Annotated in this window: 4 protein-coding genes; 1 reads left to right on the top strand and 3 read right to left on the bottom strand. The window is 33.4% G+C overall.

Annotated elements, in window-relative coordinates:
- On the bottom strand, positions 1-1,563 hold a 1,563-nt coding region (locus tag ACY651_RS11995), incomplete at its 3' end, for a DUF3857 domain-containing protein (RefSeq protein WP_462253016.1).
- Positions 1,564-1,650: 87 nt separating this feature from the next.
- Between ACY651_RS11995 and ACY651_RS11990 the strand changes: the two genes are divergently transcribed.
- The gene (locus ACY651_RS11990) at positions 1,651-2,541 is read left to right on the top strand and encodes a TraB/GumN family protein (protein WP_462253014.1); all 891 of its coding nucleotides are present in this window, start codon (positions 1,651-1,653) and stop codon (positions 2,539-2,541) included.
- A 95-nt stretch (positions 2,542-2,636) separates the two neighbouring features.
- Here the strand turns inward: ACY651_RS11990 and ACY651_RS11985 are convergent, their stop codons facing one another.
- On the bottom strand, positions 2,637-2,918 hold the full coding sequence (locus ACY651_RS11985; RefSeq protein ID WP_462220485.1) for a DciA family protein: 282 nt from the start codon (positions 2,916-2,918) through the stop codon (positions 2,637-2,639).
- Positions 2,919-2,920: 2 nt separating this feature from the next.
- A complete protein-coding gene (locus tag ACY651_RS11980) occupies positions 2,921-3,496 on the bottom strand; it encodes a hypothetical protein (protein ID WP_462253012.1) in 576 nt (191 codons plus the stop codon).
- Between the last annotated feature and the right edge of the window lie 390 nt (positions 3,497-3,886).

The raw sequence follows: 3,886 nt of genomic DNA, 5'->3' as shown, positions 1-3,886 counted from the left end.
TTTAAGTTCCTGAATAAGTGGAAGGGTATCGGTTTCTTCATTAGTAAGTATAAGGCTGTCAATTTTTATATCTTCATTATTTTTACTTAACCATGTTTGAGTATATTTTTCTTTACCTTCTTTTAATTTGGGTAAACGGTTCAAGCGGCAATATTCAGCGGATGTTATTGAAGCTTCACCCGTCATGCTTCCTTTATCATCTATTAAAGCATTAATAATAATGTTATTATTAAAAAGTTGTTTTTTATTCCATAATGTTTTCCATCCCCATTTATACGTATCTAATTTTTCAATTACTAAACCTTCGGAGCCGGCCACTTCATAAGGTATAAGGTTTGCAGGAGTATATTTATCCGTTGCATCAAGTACAAAAACAACATCGTTTATGGTAACATAAGCCATTACTTTATTAAACTGATCAAAGCCTGGCATGCCGGTATTAATTCTGCCGTTATCCCTGGTACTTACCAATACCGGGTGTACATCCAAATCGGCATCTTTTAAAAGATTTACCAAGATAAGATTGATTTCTCCTGCTGTTCCTTTTTTATCTTTCCATGCTGCCTTAACGCCATCTAATGCCCAAATGCTGTATATATCATCCCACTTCATATTCTTTTTTACATAGTCGTGTATGACAACCATTTTTTTGTAAGGGTCTGTAATATTTGCAAGTAATGCATCAAGGTCACTTGTTCGTGGAATATTTTTTTTGAGTTGCAATCCAAAATCTTCGTCTTCCATCAACTCTTTAATTATACCCGGCCAGGTACGTAAAAGGCTGCGGCGTGGTGAACCGGCAAAATCTACTGCAATCATTATTGGGGTAACCTGCTGCAGGTAATCTTCATCGCAACTTATGTAAGCCTCATCTTTTAATGCAGGCACATTAGTCATGGTAAAAGTTTTTATGTTACGGTCCGATTTTGCTTTTTCAGTAATGCCTACCTGCAAACCACCTTTAGGAACTGCCGATACAATTAATTCGTTGGGAAAATCGAGTATGTAGCGGCTATATGCAACCGGGATAGATTTTTGAAAATACCAGTTTTTTACTGCATAAAAACTGTTGGCATCATCTTTATATTTGTATTCTAAAATACTTCCGGGTTTAACATCTGGGAACGTAAAAATAACTTCGGAATAACGTTTATTAATTTTTTTTCGATAGATAGCATCCTTTTCTACTTTGGTAAAAACCATATTACCCGATGCATCCAAATTAATGGTTTGTGCAGTTAGGTTACGGATATCTTCCGAGTTTTTTTCAGAGAGATAGGGGATTTTTATATTCGCCCTGTCGGTTCCATTTTTATTTAAAATTTTAATCCTTACATGCCTTTCCAATTCGGTACCAACCTGGCTGTATTGATTATTTAAATTCAATTTACAATATACTTCAGCCACATCAAATAAAACCACAGCTTCGGCAGCTTTATCAAAATCACATTCTTTCATTTCCAAATCGGCTTTATCTATTTTACCAAAGCCGGGGATTTCTTTTTGTGCAGTAACATTTAAAAACAAAAGTACAAGGGATAAAATTAGGAGTGTTGATTTCATATTGGGATTTATTTAGGTGTAATGTAAATTAAATATTTTTAACCACACTAATAATATCTTATCGTATTTTTATTTAAAATAATTTTGATGAAGATTATAAAGCTGTCTTTAGCTGTATTACTGTTAAATTCCTGTACTGCACAAAACAACGGCATTAAGTTAAAGACAAACGATAATGACAATACGCTGCTATGGGAGATAAGCGGCAAACAACTTACTGCACCCAGCTACCTGTTCGGTACTTTTCACCTTATTTGTAAAGATGATATACCGTTTGGAAAACAGTTGAACAACGCCATTAAATCAACTGATGAAATGTATATGGAAATGGATATGGACGACCCTGCAACCATGATGGGAGGTTTACTGCTGATGAATATGAGGGGCGACAGTACTTTAAAAAAATTGTATAAAGAAGAAGAGTATAAAAAAGTAGAAAGTTTTTTTAATGATTCGCTGCATATGCCCATAGCGATGTTTCAAAAAATGAAACCTTTTTTTTTAATGGCTATGCTGTATCCTAAAATGCTGCCGTGCAAAACCATGAGTGGTGTAGAAACAGAGTTAATGAAATTGGCCAAAGAAAATAAAAAAGAAATTAAAGGTTTTGAAACAATGGCTTTTCAGGCAGCAGTTTTCGACAGCATACCGTACACACAGCAGGCAAAAGAATTATTGAAAACCATTGACAGTCTGGAGGCGTATAAAAAATATTTTGATACTATGGTGAGGGTGTATAAAAGCCAGCAGTTAAATAAAATAGAAGACCTTTTCAGCAAAAGCGAATTTGGTATGCAGGATAACCTGGATATTTTACTGGATAAAAGAAATAAAAACTGGGTAACACAACTTAATACCATACTAAAAAAAGAAAGTGTTTTTATTGCAGTGGGAGCCGGGCATTTGGTAGGCGATATGGGATTGATAAATTTATTACGGAAAGAAGGTTATACTTTAAGGCCGATAGATAATAAGTAATTGGTAATTTGTAATTGGGAATTTAGTTGTTGACGTTCCGGCAAAATAATATAGTTTAAGTTTAAACCCAATTACAAATACCAAATTCCCAATTCCTATTTTATCACAACATCCTTCACCAGCTTTTCTCCCAGGGCCTCATTTATGCGTTCTATAATTTTTTCTTTTTGATAAAGCAATTCATTTTTTAGCGGCGCTACCGCAGAAGTAATGTATAAAGTATGATTGATGATTTGAATTTTGTCGGTGTATTTGGCAACGGTTTTACCCATAATATCTTCCCAAACATCTTCTATACGTAAAGCCTGTATGCCGCTTTTTAAGCGGCTCTTTTGTAAAAATTGCTGAATAGCGTCTTGTAAAGAAATTTCTGCCATAATTATTTTATATACAATTTATAAGACCCATTAATTTCACTGGCTGCATTTCTTTTATCCCATACTTTAAATGATATAATTACCCAATCTCTTTTATCATTCAGCTCCGTAATTACTGCTTTTAAAACAATAGCGTTTGCATTTATTTTGCTTACCCCAGAAGAATCATACAATTTAAATACATCTCCCGATTCTACTAATTTTTCGCCATTACTCCACAAAATTTGTTCGCTGCCTCCGGGAAAAAACTTTCCATTTACTTCTTTAAATCCTTCAGCTATTAACAGGGTTAAATTAACCTGCTGATTAAGCTCTACTTTATTGCTGTCACCTATATTTGTTCTGTCGTTAAATACAAGATACGCATCTTGTATTAGAAAACCTTTAGCAGTTAAGGTAATACCATTTTTAAAAGTTTGTTCCTTTAAAACTGCAACAGGAGTAATATTTTTTGGCGCTTCAATTTTTTGTAGAGCAACTTTTTGAACAACTGGTTTTTTTATGACTGGCTTTTGAGCAGCAATTTCATTTACGGCAAAAATTTGCACACCTAGTAACAACTTAAAAAATAGTTTCATCCTGTTTTTTTCAGGCAGTAAAAATAAAGATAAAAGACTCCGATCCGTTATCAGCCATTTAAATTAACACTATCGAAACATACATAAAGAAAGATTGGAGGATGCTTTTAAATCGTTACAGGTAAAATACCAGGTGATTGAGCTGTAACAACTTTAAATATGTTTCGATAGTGTTAATTTAAATGGCTGATAATGGATCGGAGTCTTTTATCTTTATTTTTAATGCCTGAAAAAAAATGATGAAATTAATTTATAAATTGCTGTTATTATTATGTGTGCAAATTTTTGCAGTAAATGAAATTGCTGCTCAAAAGCCAGTTTTAAAAAAACCGGTTGTTCAAAAAGTTGCTGTACAAAAAATTGAAGCGCCAAAAAATATTACTCCTGTTG

Origin of the sequence: Ferruginibacter sp. (assembly GCF_031391665.1) — a bacterium.
Taxonomy (GTDB): domain Bacteria; phylum Bacteroidota; class Bacteroidia; order Chitinophagales; family Chitinophagaceae; genus Ferruginibacter.
This window is presented reverse-complemented; position numbering and strand designations above follow the sequence as displayed.

Bases quoted from the DNA above. Each gene is read 5' to 3' on its own strand.
- ACY651_RS11990 (WP_462253014.1), top strand. From the start codon at position 1,651: ATGAAGATTATAAAGCTGTCTTTAGCTGTATTACTGTTAAATTCCTGT.
- ACY651_RS11985 (WP_462220485.1), bottom strand. From the start codon at position 2,918: ATGGCAGAAATTTCTTTACAAGACGCTATTCAGCAATTTTTACAAAAG.
- ACY651_RS11980 (WP_462253012.1), bottom strand. From the start codon at position 3,496: ATGAAACTATTTTTTAAGTTGTTACTAGGTGTGCAAATTTTTGCCGTA.